This is a genomic window from Gordonia sp. DT30, assembly GCF_049844915.1.
GTDB lineage: Bacteria > Actinomycetota > Actinomycetes > Mycobacteriales > Mycobacteriaceae > Gordonia.
Window position 1 is genome coordinate 333,153 of record NZ_JBNCLY010000002.1, and the last position, 17,142, is coordinate 350,294.

General features: G+C 68.5%; 17 protein-coding genes. 10 read left to right on the top strand and 7 right to left on the bottom strand.

The genetic code is table 11. The features are described 5' to 3' along the window. Window positions 1-2: 2 nt before the first annotated feature. Window positions 3-719 (bottom strand): envelope integrity protein Cei, encoded by a 717-nt coding sequence (cei, locus tag ACLQ3C_RS03510; protein WP_425703452.1) that lies wholly within the window; start codon window positions 717-719, stop codon window positions 3-5. Between the two features lie 387 nt (window positions 720-1,106). Between cei and ACLQ3C_RS03515 the strand changes: the two genes are divergently transcribed. After that, complete coding sequence (locus tag ACLQ3C_RS03515; RefSeq protein WP_425703454.1) at window positions 1,107-1,406, top strand: DUF4193 domain-containing protein; 300 nt, start codon at window positions 1,107-1,109, stop codon at window positions 1,404-1,406. 71 nt (window positions 1,407-1,477) lie between these two features. Here ACLQ3C_RS03515 and ACLQ3C_RS03520 read toward each other — a convergent pair whose 3' ends face one another. Then, entirely contained in the window at window positions 1,478-2,035 is a 558-nt protein-coding gene (locus ACLQ3C_RS03520) for a DUF3093 domain-containing protein (RefSeq protein ID WP_425703456.1), read from the bottom strand. A gap of 44 nt (window positions 2,036-2,079) precedes the next feature. On the opposite strand from ACLQ3C_RS03520, the gene dut reads away from it, so the two are divergent. Beyond that, entirely contained in the window at window positions 2,080-2,553 is a 474-nt protein-coding gene (dut, locus tag ACLQ3C_RS03525) for a dUTP diphosphatase (RefSeq protein ID WP_425703458.1), read from the top strand. 82 nt (window positions 2,554-2,635) lie between these two features. Continuing rightward, entirely contained in the window at window positions 2,636-3,484 is an 849-nt protein-coding gene (locus ACLQ3C_RS03530) for a DUF3710 domain-containing protein (protein ID WP_425703460.1), read from the top strand. A gap of 58 nt (window positions 3,485-3,542) precedes the next feature. Here ACLQ3C_RS03530 and ACLQ3C_RS03535 read toward each other — a convergent pair whose 3' ends face one another. After that, window positions 3,543-4,271: an alpha/beta hydrolase gene (locus ACLQ3C_RS03535; protein ID WP_425703462.1), complete on the bottom strand. Its 729-nt coding sequence runs from the start codon at window positions 4,269-4,271 to the stop codon at window positions 3,543-3,545. Window positions 4,272-4,432: 161 nt separating this feature from the next. On the opposite strand from ACLQ3C_RS03535, the gene ACLQ3C_RS03540 reads away from it, so the two are divergent. Continuing rightward, window positions 4,433-4,807 (top strand): OB-fold nucleic acid binding domain-containing protein, encoded by a 375-nt coding sequence (locus ACLQ3C_RS03540; RefSeq protein ID WP_425703551.1) that lies wholly within the window; start codon window positions 4,433-4,435, stop codon window positions 4,805-4,807. 70 nt (window positions 4,808-4,877) lie between these two features. Here the strand turns inward: ACLQ3C_RS03540 and ACLQ3C_RS03545 are convergent, their stop codons facing one another. Together ACLQ3C_RS03545 and ACLQ3C_RS03550 are read right to left on the bottom strand one after the other, a co-directional pair. Continuing rightward, window positions 4,878-5,540 (bottom strand): potassium channel family protein, encoded by a 663-nt coding sequence (locus ACLQ3C_RS03545; protein WP_425703464.1) that lies wholly within the window; start codon window positions 5,538-5,540, stop codon window positions 4,878-4,880. A gap of 11 nt (window positions 5,541-5,551) precedes the next feature. After that, complete coding sequence (locus ACLQ3C_RS03550; RefSeq protein ID WP_425703466.1) at window positions 5,552-6,211, bottom strand: potassium channel family protein; 660 nt, start codon at window positions 6,209-6,211, stop codon at window positions 5,552-5,554. Window positions 6,212-6,365: 154 nt separating this feature from the next. Here ACLQ3C_RS03550 and ACLQ3C_RS03555 point away from each other — a divergent pair, with 154 nt between their 5' ends. The 3 genes from ACLQ3C_RS03555 to dxs all read left to right on the top strand — a co-directional run bounded on the left by ACLQ3C_RS03555 (window position 6,366) and on the right by dxs (window position 11,823). Continuing rightward, window positions 6,366-8,384, top strand: coding sequence for an APC family permease (locus ACLQ3C_RS03555; protein WP_425703468.1), 2,019 nt, complete (start codon window positions 6,366-6,368; stop codon window positions 8,382-8,384). Beyond that, entirely contained in the window at window positions 8,381-9,706 is a 1,326-nt protein-coding gene (locus ACLQ3C_RS03560) for a class I SAM-dependent RNA methyltransferase (RefSeq protein ID WP_425703470.1), read from the top strand. The genes ACLQ3C_RS03555 and ACLQ3C_RS03560 overlap by 4 nt, the downstream gene beginning before the upstream one ends. A 128-nt stretch (window positions 9,707-9,834) precedes the next feature. Next, the gene (dxs, locus tag ACLQ3C_RS03565) at window positions 9,835-11,823 is read left to right on the top strand and encodes a 1-deoxy-D-xylulose-5-phosphate synthase (RefSeq protein WP_425703472.1); all 1,989 of its coding nucleotides are present in this window, start codon (window positions 9,835-9,837) and stop codon (window positions 11,821-11,823) included. A 3-nt stretch (window positions 11,824-11,826) separates the two neighbouring features. Here the strand turns inward: dxs and ACLQ3C_RS03570 are convergent, their stop codons facing one another. Further along, window positions 11,827-13,098, bottom strand: coding sequence for an HRDC domain-containing protein (locus tag ACLQ3C_RS03570; RefSeq protein ID WP_425703474.1), 1,272 nt, complete (start codon window positions 13,096-13,098; stop codon window positions 11,827-11,829). Continuing rightward, window positions 13,095-13,733: a DUF3000 domain-containing protein gene (locus ACLQ3C_RS03575; RefSeq protein ID WP_425703476.1), complete on the bottom strand. Its 639-nt coding sequence runs from the start codon at window positions 13,731-13,733 to the stop codon at window positions 13,095-13,097. Before ACLQ3C_RS03575 ends, ACLQ3C_RS03570 begins: the two co-directional genes overlap by 4 nt. Before the next feature lie 178 nt (window positions 13,734-13,911). Between ACLQ3C_RS03575 and hemE the strand changes: the two genes are divergently transcribed. The 3 genes from hemE (at window position 13,912) to hemQ (ending at window position 17,140) form a co-directional block, all read left to right on the top strand. Beyond that, entirely contained in the window at window positions 13,912-14,973 is a 1,062-nt protein-coding gene (hemE, locus tag ACLQ3C_RS03580) for a uroporphyrinogen decarboxylase (protein ID WP_425703478.1), read from the top strand. After that, on the top strand, window positions 14,970-16,373 hold the full coding sequence (gene hemG / locus ACLQ3C_RS03585; RefSeq protein ID WP_425703480.1) for a protoporphyrinogen oxidase: 1,404 nt from the start codon (window positions 14,970-14,972) through the stop codon (window positions 16,371-16,373). The genes hemE and hemG overlap by 4 nt, the downstream gene beginning before the upstream one ends. Before the next feature lie 71 nt (window positions 16,374-16,444). Further along, window positions 16,445-17,140: a hydrogen peroxide-dependent heme synthase gene (hemQ, locus tag ACLQ3C_RS03590; RefSeq protein WP_425703482.1), complete on the top strand. Its 696-nt coding sequence runs from the start codon at window positions 16,445-16,447 to the stop codon at window positions 17,138-17,140. Window positions 17,141-17,142 lie beyond the last annotated feature (2 nt).

Consider the following 17,142-nt stretch of genomic DNA (forward strand, 5'->3'; position numbering starts at 1 on the left):
GCTCAGCAGTGCTGCGAGTGGACTGCCTTGACCAGACCTGGATCGACGCCGCTCCGCGGATTCTTCGGATCCGCCGAGCGCAACGCCTCGAGCGCAGCCTGTGCATCCTGCGACTGCTCTTGTGGCTTGTAGTACTGGCCGAGTGCCACGTCGACGTCGGTGCCGCGGCGACCATCGTTGACGAGCTGAGCACAGGGTATGGCCAGCCACACCGCGGCAGCGGCCGACTTGCCTGCCGGCCCGAAGCGGATCTGGGCGACACAGTTCAGGTCATGTCCGGGATAGACGGGGTCGTCGCCGTATGCGGAGTCCCCGGCCGGGGTGAAGCCCTGCGCGGTGAGGTCGTTGGACACCAACTGCGCCTCGCCGCGCTGGGTGGAGGCGTTGAGAACGCGGACCTGGAACGTCGACAACGGAGCCGGGGCCACCGACAGCATCCCGTCACGATCGGCCACCGCGCGCGTCGGAGTGGTGGCCGGACTCGCCGGCGCGGCGGGCTGCTGCGGTGTCGTGACCGACGCCGACGCGCTCGCCGGGCCCGGCGTGTTGCAATCGGTGGGGGTGGCGTCGGCCTCCGAGCCCGCCAGCGCCACCGACCACACGACGATGCCGAGGACCGCCAGTACCGCGAGCACGATGGCGATCGGGCGCGTTCTGCGCCGCTTGTAGGGCCGACCCTTGCGGTCGGTCGGATAACCGGTCGTAATCTGCGAGACCACCGTGGACTGCGCTCCTTCGCCCGGCGGAATCCGGGCCCGACTGCCAATTCTGGCCCAACTGTAGAGGGTGCCCGGGGTGATCGACCGCAGGCGGCGCCGTCGACGCGTGGGTTGCGGTGTCACACGGAACCAGTGCGAGCCGACTGTTGACTCTGTGATCGCCATAGACTAGAGTTCGGGCGCCCACCACTCCCGAGTCCGGCGGAGGGTTGGCAATAGATTGTGATCAACATCACATATGTCCGGTGGCCGTTTGGTAACGAATCGCACCGGTCATGACGTTGTAGTGACGCCGGCAAGACAATCCCGGCGGCTTGGCGCCCCGGTGGTCAACGGTCACAAGCCGACGACCGGCGGTCGCGCCCCTTCAACCAGGTAAGGCACACAATGGCTACTGATTACGACGCCCCACGGCGCACGGAGTCCGAGGACCTGAACGAGGACTCGCTCGAAGAGCTGAAGGCCCGGCGCAGCGAGGCGCAGTCGGCTGCGGTCGACGTTGACGAAGGCGATACCGCCGAGTCATTCGAACTGCCCGGTGCAGACCTCTCGGGTGAGGAACTGTCGGTGCGGGTCATTCCCAAACAGGCCGACGAATTCACCTGTACCAGTTGCTTTCTCGTCTATCACCGCAGTCGGCTGGCCCGTGAGAACGGGTCCGACATGATCTGCGTGGACTGCGCCTGAGCCGCCCCGCCTGATCTGCCTGCCGGGCGGATCACAGGCTGGGGGCGGGCTGGGCCGCGTCGGCTCCGGCGTTACGCGCTTGCGGCTGCCGCGTCGGCAATGCCCAACGCGTCCAACAACTCTCCCGGACGACGCGTCGAGACCAGCCAATACGGCGTCGGGTCATCGGGATCGTCGAGCACGAGTAGCACCATCGTCTTCACCCATGCGTGGTGGATGAGAAACGCCGCGGGATCGAGTTGGCGACCCAGCGCGGCGCTCTTCGCCGATGCGGGGACGGTCGCCCCACGCGCGATCACCGAGGGTGGCAGACGCGCTTTGCCCGCGTATAGCTGGCCGTCGGCGCTCACACGAATGCGTGTGTGGCCCATCGAGACCAGCACCATGGCGCACACCACCGCCGCACCCAGATATCCGAGGTAACCCCAGACCGAATGGTGTGCGGACAGTTCGATCTCATGACCCACGACGCCGATCACAACGACAGCAGCCAGCCACCACCACCAGGGCACCGACAAACGCTCGGTGTAACGGTCGCCGGCGGCCGGTCCGCTCGACTCGGTACGGACCGCACGCGCCGGGTCGGGGGCCTTGCTGGTGGACTCCTCGTGGGGTTCCGGGTCACTCACACCCGCCAGCGTAGTCTTCCACCGTGGCATCAGAATTCCCCCCTGTGACCGCGCCTGTTCCGGCCGGATCCGTCCCGGCGGTGCGGATCCGCCGTCTCGACCCCGACATCGCGCTACCCGCCCGCGCCCACCCCGATGATGCGGGTGTGGATCTGTGCTCGACGACCGACCTGGAACTCGCGCCGGGGCGCCGACAACTGGTGGGCACCGGGATCGCGATCGCCCTACCGGTCGGCACCGTGGGTCTGGTGCATCCGCGTTCGGGGTTGGCCGCCCGCGCGGGTCTGTCCATCGTCAACACCCCCGGCACCATCGACGCCGGCTATCGCGGCGAGATCAAGGTGTGCCTGATCAACCTCGATCCTTCCGAACCCATCCACATCACACGCGGCGACCGCATCGCGCAATTGGTTGTCCAGCGCGTCGAACTCCCCGCGTTCGTCGAGGTCGACGAGCTCGACGACACCAGTCGTGGCGGTGGGGGTTACGGGTCGAGTGGCGGTCACGCGATCCTCTGAGAACTCCGCCGATGGCTGGACTACCCTGCACAAATGACGGTGATCGGACCGACGGTGATCCGACGATGGGAGACGTGAACTGATGGCTGACGACGACGAGCTGCGGGTCGGGCAGGCGCGCGGGCCCTACGACATCGAGCTCCTCGACACCTCCGCCGAGGAGCTCGCGAATTCACATCTGGATCTTGGTTCGGTGCTGGTACCGGTGGTCGAGGGCGGACAGGTCACCGTCGAGATGTCGCCGGATCACCAGCCCGAGGCGGTCTATCTCGTGACCCCGCACGGGCGGATCTCCGTGACCGCCTTCGCTGCCCCGAAGTCGCCCGGCCTGTGGCGCGAGGTGGTCCGTGAACTCGCGGCATCGCTGCGTGATGAGGGCGCGACGACCAGCGTCGAGGACGGGCATTGGGGACGCGAGGTTCTCGCGGAGGTGTCCGAGGGAGTTCATCGTTTCATCGGGGTGGACGGTCCGCGCTGGATGGTGCGGTGCGTGGCCAGCGGTCCGGCGGAGTCCGCCGACCCGCTGGCCCAACTCGCGCGTGCGGTGCTCGCCGAGTCGGTGGTGCGTCGGGGCAAGGATCCGGCGCCGCCGCGCGAGATGTTGCCGATCGTGCTGCCGCCCGTACTCGCCGAGCAGGTCGCGGCCGCGCAGCAACAGATGTTCCCCGATGAGGAGGGGTTCGCACCTCCGACGACCGCGGTCGCCGACGCCGACTCCCCGGTCCCGGCGGCTGCGCCTCCCGCGGGCGGCGCCCTCGATCAGATCCAGCGAGCGACCGTCATCGCGGACTCCGCGCCCACCGGCGGGGGCGTCGAGGAGAGCGGTGGGGCAGAGAGTGCTGTCACAGAAAACGACGTCGACGACGACCCCGTCCCGCCCTCGTCGGGCTCGGCGATGCAGCGGTTCCGCCGGCGCGGCGGCAAACGCTGACTGGGTCGCGCCCGGCACCATAACGGCGGGCGGGTGCACAAACCACTGGGCGGCAAGACTATTCGTCGTAGACCAGAGCGCTCCAGATGGCCGCGCACGTCCAGCCCAGTACCGCGGGGTCTGCGCCCCAGCGATCCACGCCCACCTGCTCGGCGCGCGCGTGTGGTGCGGCGTCGCACCACGAGCGCGCGACTGCCCACGGATGGAGCGGATCGTCGCCCGCGCCGACCACCGCCAGCGGCGCCACCAATCCGCGGATCGCCGTGACATCGGGCGCCCGGTAGGTCGCCGCTTGCTCGAGCTGGCGGACCAGACCGGGGTGCAAGGACCGCCACGAGCGGGACAACTCGCGCCCCAGCCACTCAGGGCTCGTGGCGGCCATCGCCGAGATCGTGGTCTCCAGGCCGTCGGTGCGCAGTGCCCGGGCGGTGGCCAGCGCACTCCCGGCCGCGACCGCAGTGGCCGGATCGCCGCTCCAGGCAGGCATCGCGGCCCACACGCCGACGCACCGCTGCCGTCCGGCCGGGCCGAGCGCCCACTCGAGGGCCAGGGCGGCGCCGATCGAGAAGCCACCGACCAGGATTCGCTCCGCCCGCGCGTACTCGGCCAGTCCACGACGATGACCGCCGATCAGATCATCGGTCGGCTCGAGCGCGATCAGATCGGCGCCGAGACCACGCGCGGCAGGTCCGAATGCCCGCCGTACGAAGTCCGCATCCGAGCCCGTTCCGGGCAGGGCGATGAGCACGTCGGCGCCGGTCACACGGGTCGTGTCATTCGCGGGCATGTACAGATCATGCCGTGCGTTGTACCCGCTGAGGACATGGGTCTACGCTGAGCCGAAGTGCCGCGTCGGAACCGACAAGGTGTGCGAGATCAGCCCAGCGGCTCGTGCCCCCGAATGTCGAACACCGAGCGGAACCCACGATGTGTCCCATGGAGGTTGTGATGCCGACGGCCGGTTATCTCAAGCGGCTGACGAAACGGTTGACCGAAGATCTCGGCAATGCGGATGCGCAACAGATCGCTGCCGAATCCGAAGCGACCGGCGCCCAGCGCGCCGTCGAGTGTTGCCGCGGTGACGAGGTCACCATGCACGGTGAACTGCGTGCAGTCGAGACCTGTTCACGAGCCGCACGCAGCGGCGTCAAGGCCGAGTTCTTCGACGGAAGCGATACCGTCGTCCTGAAATGGTTGGGACGTAACCGCATTCCGGGGATCGAACCCGGACGCAAACTCACCGTGCGCGGCCGTCTCGCCGAACACGACGGGTTCAAGGTGATCTACAACCCCTATTACGAACTGTATGGAGCCGAGGACTGACTTCGTGACGGCCGCCGGGCTGTGATGGGCGGGCGCCGCAGCCGAGCCGGTGGGCTCGGCGCGCGCCATATCAGTGGGGGACCCGCATGGCGTCATGGAGCGCCGGCTCGGCTTCGGTGGGAGCGATGAACACGAGTTCGTCGCCGCCTTCGAGCGGATCGTCCCGCTCGGGCACTATCACCCGGCCCCCGCGCAGGATCGCCACCAGAGCGGCGTCGCGCGGGAGGCTCAGCTTGTGAACCGGCCGTCCGGCCAGCGGGGTGTCCGGCGGCAGCGTCAATTCGACAAGATTGGCCTGCCCTTGCCGGAACGTCATGAGCCGCACGAGATCTCCCACCGAGACCGCTTCCTCGACGAGGGAGGCGAGCAGCCGCGGGGTGGACACGGCGACGTCGACACCCCAGTCCTCGCCGAAGAGCCATTCGTTTCGGGGATCGTTGACGCGCGCGACCACCCGGTTCACTGCGAACTCGGTCTTGGCGAGCAGGCTGACCACCAGGTTGGCCTTGTCGTCGCCGGTGGCCGCGATCATCACATCGAAGCCCTGTAGCCCTGCCGACTCCAGGGTCGTCAGCTCGCAGGCGTCGGCGAGCAACCACTGCGCGCCGGCTACCGCGTCGGGATCGATGTGGTCGGCGTTGCGCTCGAACAAGGTCACCTCGTGCGCGTTGACCAGCAACTCGCGCGCGATGGACCGGCCGACCGCGCCGGCGCCGGCGATGGCCACTTTCATGTGTGCACTCCTCAGTCGGCGTCGATCGGCGACGCTGCGATCGAACGGATCTCGGCGAGGCGCTCGAGCAGGGCCGCGACGAAGACCACGTCGTCCTGCTGCAGCACCGTCTTTGCTTCGGGTAGAACAGGATTGCCGAGACGATTGATGAACGACACCCGCGCGCCGGTCAATTCCTGGAACTTCACCACCGTGGTGCCGATCCACGACTCGTCGATCTCGAGTTGCGCGATCGCCACCGTCCCCGACGGGTCGCGCCACTCGGTGGTGGAGATCTCACCGAGTGCGGAGACGAATCGTTCGGTGGTCCAGGGGACGGTCGCCACCGTCGGGATACCCAGACGCTCGTAGACCGCGGCGCGTTTGGCGTCGTAGATGCGCGCGACCACACGTTCCACATCGAAGGTTTCGCGGGCCACCCGCGCGGCGATGATGTTGGAGTTGTCGCCCGAGGAGACCGCAGCGAAGGCGTCGGCCTCCTCGATGCCGGCCTTGACCAGGACGTCCCTGTCGAAGCCCACGCCGAGGATGCGGCGCCCGGTGAAGTCGTCGCCGAGCCGAGTGAAGGCCGTCGGATTGCGATCGATGACGGCGACCTCGTGGCCGCGCTTCTGCATCGCCCGGGCCAGCGACGAGCCGACGCGTCCGCAGCCCATGATGACTACCCGCAAGAAAATCGATCCTTCCGTATCGGCGTGATCCGCCGCTCGTGTCCGGCCTGCGTCGACCGGTCTCGGTTCACGCTGAGATGAACCTACCCTCCGCGCCCACGTCGTGACGCGGGTCCTGGTGGCCTTCGTCTGGACGAGGTCTTAGTGTTGCGTGGTGTCCACCGTGTCAAAGGCGTCCGTTGCGACGAAACGCCTGCTTCTGGGGCGTCCCTTTCGTAGTGACAGCCTCGGTCACACCTTGTTGCCCAAACGAATCGCGCTGCCCGTCTTCGCCTCCGATGCGATGTCGTCGGTCGCCTACGCGCCGCAGGAGATCTTCCTGGTGCTCTCGGTCGCCGGGCTCTCGGCATTGGCCTACACACCCTGGGTGGCGATCGCGGTGGCGATCGTCATGGCGGTGGTCGTGGCCAGCTATCGCCAGAATGTGCACGCATATCCCTCCGGCGGTGGTGACTATGAGGTGGCCACGGTCAACCTGGGGCCGACCGCGGGCCTGACCGTCGGAAGTGCCCTGCTCGTCGACTACGTGCTGACCGTGGCGGTATCGATCTCGTCGGCCGCCGAGAACATCGGGTCGGCGATACCCTTCGTCTCCGAACATCGCGTGTGGTTCTGTGTCGTCGCGATCGTGGTGCTGGCCGCGGTGAACCTGCGGGGTCTCAAGGAATCGGGAATGGTGCTGGCCATCCCGACCTACGCGTTCATCGTCGGTGTGCTCGGCATGCTCATCTGGGGATTCGTCGAGATCTATGTGCTCGGCCGACACGTGCAATCCGAAACTGCCGACTTCCAGATCAGGGCCGAACACAGCCAGCTCATGGGGATCGCGCTGGTCTTTCTGATCGCGCGCGCATTCTCCTCGGGTTGCGCGGCACTGACCGGGGTCGAGGCGATCAGCAACGGTGTACCGGCGTTCCGGAAACCCAAGTCGCGCAACGCGGCCAGCACACTGCTGCTGCTCGGGTCGATCGCGATCGTGCTGCTGCTCGGCATCGTGTTCCTGGCCGAGCGGATCGGTGCCAAATACGTGATGAATCCGTCGCAGGATCTCATCGGGGCGCCCCCGGGATATCAGCAGAAGGCCATGATCGCCCAGCTCGCGCATGCCGTCTTCAACACTTTCCCGGCGGGCTTCTACTTCGTGGCCACCGTCACCGCGCTGATCTTGATGCTGGCAGCCAACACCGCGTTCAACGGCTTTCCGGTCCTCGGCTCGGTGCTCGCCCAGGATCGATACCTGCCGCGGCAATTGCACACCCGCGGTGACCGACTCGCGTTCAGCAACGGGATCGTGTTCCTCGCGGTCGCGGCGATCGCCTTCGTGGTCGCGTTCGGCGGCGCGGTGACCGCGCTCATCCAGCTCTACATCGTGGGCGTGTTCGTCTCGTTCACGCTGAGCCAGACCGGCATGGTCCGACACTGGACCCGGTTGTTACGCAACGAGACCGATCCCAAGGCTCGTCGGCGCATGATGCAGTCACGGGTCATCAACACGGTCGGTCTGCTGATGACAGCGATCGTCCTCATCGTCGTACTCATCACCAAGTTCACCGCCGGCGCCTGGATCGCGATCCTGGCGATGGTGTTCCTGTTCGTCCTGATGAAGGCGATCCACCACCACTACGCAACTGTGCAACGTGAACTCGAGCGCGCATCCGACGACGACGAGGCCGTGCTGCCCAGCCGCACGCACTCCATCGTGCTGGTCTCGACGCTGCACATGGCCACCAAACGGGCCCTGCTGTTCGCGCGTGCCACCCGGCCCGACGCCCTGGAGGCGATCACGGTCAACGTCGATGACCGCGACACCCGACGGCTGGTCTCCGAATGGGAAGACAGCGACCTGCGCGTGCCGCTCAAGGTGATCGCCTCGCCCTATCGCGAGATCACCCGTCCGATCATCGACTACGTGCGCCGGGTGCGCCGCGAGTCACCGCGCGACGTCATCACCGTGTTCATCCCCGAATACGTGGTGGGGCACTGGTGGGAGCAGATCCTGCACAACCAGTCGGCGCTGCGCCTGAAGACCCGGCTGCTCTTCGAGCCCGGCGTGATGGTGACATCGGTTCCGTGGCAGCTCAATTCCTCTGATCGCCGCAAGACCGACCTCGCCTATCACGCACCCGGCGACACCCGCCGTGCGCTAGGCGGCGGCGACGGGCCTGATGCATGAGCGCGGTGCGTGATCGGTTGACGCTCACCGTCGAACGCCCGGCCAACGGCGGTGCCGCCGTCGCACACGCCGACGACGGGCGGGTGGTCTTCGTCCGCGGCGCCATCCCCGGTGAGACCGTGACCGCCACGGTCGTCGAGAAGAAGTCCGGATTTCTGGTCGCCGCGGTCGACGAGGTGCTCGACGCGTCGGCGCACCGCCGCCCACCGCGCTGTGCCGCGGCCGCGCACGGCGCGGGTTGCTGCGATCTCGACTTCATCGATATTGCTCACGCCCGAACCCTCAAGTCGCAGGTACTCGTCGATGTCCTGACCCGGATCGGCGGATTCACTCCTGCGGCACTGGCTGCCCTCGACGGCGGATCGCCCGAGGTCGGCTCGCTCGACGACGCCGAGTCCCGGTGGCGTATCCGCACCCGGATGGCAGTCGACGGACAGGGGCGCGCCGGTCTGCACGAGCACGGCGGCGCGGGCATCGTCGTGGGGCACCGGTGCGCTCAGCCCGACCCGCTGCTCAGCGACCTCGCGGCGCTCGACGGCACATTCACCCCCGACGCCGAACTCGCGATCGTCCTCGATGACGCCGGGCGACGGCACCTCACCGAGATCGCCCCCGCCGCAACCCGACCGGCGGCCGCGGCCCGCGACCGTCGACGGTCGGCGCAGCAACGACGACGCCGACGCGAACAACCACGTGCACAACGCGTCATCGAGGGCGAGCCGATGGCCCGGCATCGGGTGGGCGAGCGGGTGTGGGACATACCGGTGACGGGCTTCTGGCAGGGCCACCGTGCGGCGCCGCGCGTCTACGCCCAGACCGTCGGCGAGTTCGTCGCCGACCACACCGCCGCCGCCCGAAGCGCCGCGGCCGCCGGTACGGACGTCGCGACGTGCTGGGATCTCTACGGCGGCGCCGGGGTGTTCGCCGCTGTCCTCACCGACCAGGTCGGTGCGCGCGAGGTACACATCGTCGATTCCGACGCGGGTGCCCTGCACGCCGCGCAGCAGACCTTCGGCGCCGACGGCCCGATCACCGTCCACCACGGCGAGGTCGCCCAACAGATCGGCGGGCTACCCGCTCCGCAGGTCGTCGTCCTCGACCCGCCCCGGACCGGCGCCGGTGCCCGGGTGATCGACCAGATCGTGGCCGCGGCGCCCCAGGTGGTCGTGTACGTCGGATGCGACGTCGCACGCTTCGCTCGCGATCTGAGGACTTTCGCTGATCGGGGTTACCGGACACGCGCAATTCGTGGGTTCGACGCCTTTCCGCTCACCCACCACATCGAGGCGATCGCGGTCCTCGTGCGGTCGATCTCACGCTGACGCGCTGGTGCCACGAGCCGGCGTCGGCGCGCGCCGACCGTAGACTGACACGAACGGTCCCGCGCATGCCTTCCGGTGTGGTGGGCGCACGCCCACACCCGGCGTGCTGATGACTGATGGAGGATGGGATGGGCTTTCTCGAGCGCACCAATTCACCGGCCGACCTGCGGGAGCTATCCGCGGCGGAGGTCGCGTCGCTGGCGGCGGAGATCCGCGAATTCCTGGTCGAGAAGGTGTCGGCCGTCGGCGGTCACCTCGGACCGAACCTCGGCGTCGTCGAGCTGACGCTCGCGCTGCATCGTGTCTTCGATTCGCCCATCGATCCGGTGATCTTCGACACCGGCCACCAGTCCTACGTCCACAAGATCGTGACCGGACGCCGCGACGCGTTCGACACGCTGCGCCAGCGTGGCGGACTGACCGGCTATCAGGAACGTTCCGAGAGCCCGCACGACTGGGTCGAGTCCTCCCACGCCTCGGCGGCACTGTCCTACGCCGACGGGCTCGCCAAATCCTTCGCTCTCAAAGGCCAAGGAGATCGCACCGTGGTGGCCGTGGTCGGTGACGGCGCACTCACCGGTGGGATGTGCTGGGAGGCGATCAACAACATCGCCGCCGCCGACCGCCGGGTGGTGATCGTCGTCAACGACAACGGACGCTCCTACGCGCCGACCATCGGCGGACTGGCCCGCCACCTTTCGGGATTGCGGCTGCAGCCGGGGTATGAGCGGCTGCTCGACGAGGGCCGTCGGGCGGTCAAGAAGTTGCCGATCGTCGGTGGTCCCGCCTACGCGATATTGCACGGTATGAAGAGCGGTCTGAAGGACCTGCTGGCACCGCAGGTGATGTTCACCGACCTCGGACTCAAATACGTCGGGCCCGTCGACGGGCACGACGTCGAAGCGCTGGAATCGGCGTTGCGACAGGCACGTTCGTACGGCGGTCCGGTCATCGTGCACACCGTCACCCATAAGGGCATGGGCTACGCGCACGCGGAGAACCACGTCGCCGACCAGATGCATTCCACCGGGGTCATCGACCCGGTCACGGGCCGCGCCAAATCGATCTCGCCACGGGATTGGACGTCGGTGTTCTCCGCCGCACTGGTCGAGGCCGGGGCCGCGCGTGACGACGTCGTCGCGATCACCGCGGCAATGCCGGGGCCGACCGGATTGACACCCTTCGGAGAGCGATTTCCCGACCGCATGTTCGACGTCGGCATCGCCGAACAACATGCGATGACCAGCGCGGCCGGGCTGGCGCTCGGCGGTCTGCACCCCGTCGTGGCCATCTATTCGACCTTTCTCAACCGGGCCTTCGATCAATTGCTGATGGATGTGGCGCTGCTCGAGCTGCCGGTGACACTGGTGCTCGATCGATCCGGGATCACCGGCCCCGACGGACCCAGCCACCACGGGATGTGGGACCTGTCGTTGCTCGCGATAGTGCCCGGAATGCGGGTCGCCGCCCCCCGCGACGCGGTGCGGCTACGTGAGGAATTGGACGAGGCTCTCGCCGTCGGCGACGGTCCCACCGCCGTCCGATTCTCGAAAGGGGCTGTGCCCGAGGATATCCGGGCCGTCGAACGCCTCGACGACGGCGTCGAGGTCCTGCGTCGCGGTACGCCACCCGCCGCATCGATCGGGGGCGACGTACTGATCGTCGCCGTCGGGGCGTTCTGCGCGCTGGCCCTCGACACCGCCGAGCGGCTGCGCAGTCAGGGAATCGAGACCACCGTGGTGGATCCGCGTTGGGTGCTGCCGATACCGGCGTCGATCACCGAGCTGGCGACACGCCATCAGCTGGTGGTGACGCTCGAGGACAGCGGCGTACACGGTGGCGTCGGGTCGGCGGTCTCGGCGGCGTTGCGGCTGGCGGAGGTGGATGTGCCGGTCCAGAATCGCGGCATCCCACAGGAATTCATCGCGCATGCGTCCCGCGGCGAGATCCTCGCCGAACTGGGCCTGACGGCACAGGATCTGGCCCGGTCGATCACCGCCACCGTCTCCGGGATGCACGTCACCCCGGATCTGGACCGGCCCGATTTCGGTGCCGACCTCGGCTCTCCCCACGCCGACCGGTCGGTACGCGAGGCCGACGGGCCCGACGCCGGGTGAGTGTCAGGAACCGTCGGCCGGCGCCGCGGCCGCGGTCAGCGCCATGGCGATCGGCTCGGCGGTCAGCGCGCGTTGCCAGGCCCGGGCGTCGCCGGCCGCGAGGCGCGCATCAACCGACTCGACGGTGATCGGTGCGGCCAGACCTTCCCAGCACAGTTGCCGGACCAGTTCGGGAGCGAGCAGGTTCTCGGTGGGCAACGTCTGTTCCTCGGCGATCTGCGCGATCACCGGCCGCACCTCGCCGATGCGGGCGGCGGCCTCGGGATTTCGCTGCTCCCAACGGCTTACGGCCGGGGGGCCGGTGACCGACACCTTGCGGGGTGGGAGTTCGTCGTCGGGGAGGTCTCGTGCGCGCGCCAGGGCAGACAGCCACGTACCCGCCTGACGGCGCTGGCGCGGACCTCCGAACACCGGCAATCGCGTCAGTTCGGCAACGCCGGCCGGCATGGCGGCCGCCGCGGTGATGATCGCCGAATCGGGCAGTATCCGACCGGGCGCCACATCGCGTCGCTGCGCGATCTCCTCACGCGCCGACCACAGTTCGCGTACTGCGGCAAGACCCCGGGTGGTCTTGATGGTGTGAATGTTGGCCGTCCGTCGCCACCGGTCGGTGCGGGGCAGTGCGGGAGGGCGGCCGAGCACGTAGGCGAATTCCTCGGTGGCCCATTCTCGTTTGCCCGCTTCGGTGAGTGCGTCGGCCATCGTGTCGCGCAACTCGACGAGCACCTCGACATCGAGCGCGGCATAGTTGAGCCAATCCTGCGGCAACGGTCGCTTCGACCAGTCGGCGGCACCATGGCCCTTCTGCAGCCCGAGGCCGAGGAACTCCTCGACCTCCGCCGCGAGGTTCACCCTCGGTAGGCCGAGTAGGCGGCCGGCCAGTTCGGTATCGAATAATTCGTTCGCCTCGAATCCGAGGTCACGCAGGCAGGGCAGGTCCTGGTCGGCGGCGTGAAGTATCCATTCGGGTTCGGTGAGCACGTCGATGACCGGCTGCAGTGCCTCGGGTTCTTCGGTCGGGTCGATGAGGAAGGACCCCGCCCCGGTGCGCCGGATCTGGATGAGATAGGCGCGCTGAGAGTAGCGGTAGCCCGATGCCCGCTCGGTGTCGAGGGCGACCGGACCGGTGCCCTGCGCCAGTCGGGTTGCCGCATCGGCGAATTCGTCTGCTGAGGTGAGCACCGGCGGGATACCGTCACGGGGACTCAGTAGCGGGGTGACCGGCCGGGAGTCCGTGGGATCTTCCGGGTTTGCTGGTGTGTCGGGGGCGCTCACGCCGACCCGAGTTCGGTGACGCCCACCGGCGGAAGGCCCGCGGCCGACGCCAAGACCTCACAGAATCCCTCGAGGTGTCCGCCCAGTCCGTCGGAGGCCGCGGCGGTCCACGATGCGCGGAGTTCGAGCTGGTGCGCTCGCGGTGGCCCCGCGATGTCTCCGTAGCGCACCGACGTGGTCGAGGTGACGGTGCCGCCCAGAGCGGTCACCTCGACTGCCGCACCTGAACTACCCCGAACGCTGCCGTCGGAGGTGGTCTGACCCACCGGCACGCCCAGGGCGTCGCTCAGCCAACTCCACGCGACCTCGGGCAGTAATGGATCCATCGCGAGGGCGGCCTCGACCTCGGCCTGGATGTAGGCGACCAGGCGCATCGTCCCGTTCCAGGCATCCTGGCCGTCGGGATCGTAAAGCAGGATCAGCCGACCGAATGCGCTGCCCTGCGAGTCGGCATCGAGGTCATCGGGTGAGTCGGGCAACCGCACCTCGGCGCCCACCGCATAGCTGTACGGCGCGAGACGCTGTGGGGGGCGGATCGGCCCGACCTCGATCTCGTGCCGGATACGTGCGGAATGCAGCGACTCGACCGCGGTGCGGAAGTCAGCAGGCTCCGTCGGAGCTCCGGAGGAGGTCACGTCACCGACGGTATGACGCGGAACACGCCGGGCGTCGGAGGCGCGCCGGGGCGACGGTGACGCCGCGGCGGACGGTGACGCCGCGGCGGACGGTGATGGGTGACGCCGCGGTGACGGGTGACCGACCGCCCGACCATGCCGATCCTCGCCCGAACAGCTCATGGCAGAGTGAGCGGTGATGTCGCACCTACCACGCACCCGCCGAAGCCACACCCGTATGCCGCTCGTCGCCGCCGCCCGGGGCGAGTCGCCGAGCCGGCGACCGGTCTGGTTCATGCGGCAGGCCGGTCGGTCGCTACCGGAGTACCGCGCGCTGCGCGCCGACCACGGAATGCTCGAATCATGTTTCGACGCCGACCTCGTCTGCGAGATCACCTTGCAGCCGGTCCGGCGCCACGACGTCGACGCCGCGATCCTGTTCTCCGACATCGTGGTGCCGCTCAAGGCGGCGGGTATCGGGCTCGACATCGTCGCGGGCACCGGGCCGGTCATCGAATCGCCCGTCCGTACCGCCGGTGACGTCGATGCGCTGCCGCGGCTCGACCCGGCCGCGGTCGGCGCGGTGAGCCGGGCGGTCGCACAGATCCTCGACCAGCTCGACGACACCACCGCGCTGATCGGCTTCGCCGGGGCACCGTTCACGTTGGCTTCCTACCTCATCGAGGGCGGCCCCAGCCGCAACTACGTCCAGACCAAGGCACTCATGCGCGGGGATCCCGACACGTGGCACGTGCTGATGGCGCGCCTGGCCGACATCACCATCACCTTCCTGCAGGTCCAGCTCGACGCCGGAGTCGACGCGGTGCAGGTCTTCGACTCGTGGGCGGGCGCGTTGTCGGTGGCCGACTATCGGACCTACGTCGCACCGCACATCGGCCGTGTTTTCGCCGAGATCGCCGGATATGGTGTCCCACGAATCCATTTCGGCGTCGGCACCGGCGAGTTGCTCGCCGACATGGCCGCCCCGGCCGATGTCATCGGGGTCGACTGGCGGGTGCCGCTCGAGGAGGCGGTGCGCCGCATCTCCGGGCCAAAGGCCGTGCAGGGCAATCTCGATCCGACCGTCTTGTTCGCCGGCCCGACGGTGCTCGAACGCGAGATCCGATCTCTCCTCGCCGACGGTCAGCGCGCGCTCGCGGCCGGGGCTATCGGCCACATCGTCAACCTGGGACACGGTGTGCTGCCCGACACCGATCCCGATGCACTGACCAGGGCCGTCGAACTCATCCATTCGTTGTGACGCCCACCCGGATCGCGATCGTCGGCGGCGGGATCTCCGGTCTCGTCGCCGCCTATCGTCTGCGCCGCGCACTGGGCCCCGAGGTCACGATCGACCTGTACGAGACGGCGTCGAGGCTCGGGGGAGTTCTGCGGACCGTCGACGTCGCCGGTCAGCCCGTCGACGTGGGCGCCGAGGCGTTCATCGTGCGGCGCCCGGAGGCGGTCGACCTGGTGACCGAACTCGGCCTCGCCGACCGCATCGTCTCGCCGACGCCGCGTCGTCCCGCGATCTGGGCACGCGGCGATCTGCATCCCATGCCGAGCCCCGCACTGATGGGTATCCCGGCGTCCGCCGATGCGGTGGCCGGACTCGCCGACGCCGATGATCTCGCCCGCATCGGCTCCGAGCCGCAGCGCCCGTTCGCCTGGCGGCCGGGAACCGACATGAGTGTCGGTGAACTCGTCGCCGGCCGCTTCGGGCCGTCGGTCGTCGCGCGCAGCGTCGACCCGATGCTCGGTGGTGTGTATTCGTCACTGGCCGCCGACATCGGTGTGCGCGAGGCGATCCCGGCCCTGGCGGCGCGACTGGACGACGGGTCGCCGAGTCTGTCGAGAGCGGTCGACGACCTCCTCGGGCGCGGCGGCGCCTCGGGTCCCGTGTTCGGCGCACTGATCGGCGGATACCGGATCCTCATCGAGGCCCTCGCCGCCGCGGCCCACCCCACCGTCCGGACCGGCGCCACGGTCGCTGCGGTGACCCCGGTCGCCGATCGCTGGTCGGTGCGGACCGAAGGCGTGCCTGCCGCCGACGCCGGCTACGACGGGGTCATCCTTGCCGTACCCGCGTGGGTCACCGCACAGCTTCTCGCACAAGCATTTCCGGACGTCTCCGCACCGCTGGCGTCGGTCGAACCCGCCTCGTCGGTGGTGCTGTCCATCGCACTGGCCCCCGCGACACCGTTGCCCCAACACTCCGGGGTGCTGGTGGCCACGGGAGAAGAATTGCGCCCCAAGGCTTTCACGTTGTCCTCGCAGAAGTGGGCGCATATCGGCTCCGGCGACGCCCCGGTGTCGGTACGCGCCTCCTTCGGGCGATATGGCGATCCGGTGCCCGATGCGGCAACCGTTCCCGACATCGACTCGAGGGTGCGCTCGTGGGCGCTGGCCGATCTGGACCGGATCTGTGCCGCGGCCGGGCTGGCTCCGGTCTCGGCACACGTTCTCGGCACCCGGCTGCAACGCTGGACGGGAGGACTGCCCCGTTACGCACCCGGCCACCTGACGCGGATGCGGGAAGTGCTCGACGCGGTTCCGGCGCGCCTGGCTCTCGCCGGGTCGTCCTACGCAGGTGTCGGCGTCCCCGCCTGTATCGGTCAGGCGGGGCGAGCTGCCGACCGGCTGCTCGCCGGTCTCGGCTGAGCAGTTACTGGGCGCTTGGGTCCAAAGACCTGGGTGCGGCCGACAGCGGTCCGGAGTGGCACCATGGATTCATGAGCCGCTTGGACTATGCCGAACTGAACTCCACAATCCGCTATCTGATGTTCTCGGTGTTCGCCGTCCGGCCGGGTGAACTCGGCGACGACCGCGACTCGGTGAAGTCCGACATCACCGACTTCTTCAAGTCGCTGGAGGACACCGACGTCATCGTGCGCGGCGTCTACGAGGTGTCGGGGATGCGTGCCGACGCCGACTACATGATCTGGTGGCATGCCGAGAAGATCGAGGACGTGCAGGCCGCCTATAACCGGTTCCGTCGCGAGACCGCCCTGGGCCGCGCCAGCACCCCGGTGTGGAGCAACGTCGCGGTGCATCGGCCTGCTGAGTTCAACAAGAGTCACATCCCGGCCTTCCTCGCCGGCGAGGAGCCAGGTAACTACATCTGCGTCTACCCGTTCGTGCGGTCCTACGAGTGGTATCTGCTGCCCGACGAGGAGCGCCGCAAGATGCTCGCCGACCACGGCAAGGAAGCGCGCGAATACAAGGACGTGCGCGCCAACACCGTCGCCTCGTTCGCGCTCGGCGACTACGAGTGGCTGCTGGCGTTCGAGGCGCCCGAGCTGCACCGGATCGTCGACCTGATGCGCGACCTGCGCGCCACCGAGGCGCGGATGCACGTGCGCACGGAGACGCCGTTCTTCACGGGGCCGCGGGTCGAGCCCGCCGCGCTCGTCGACACGCTGCCCTGACG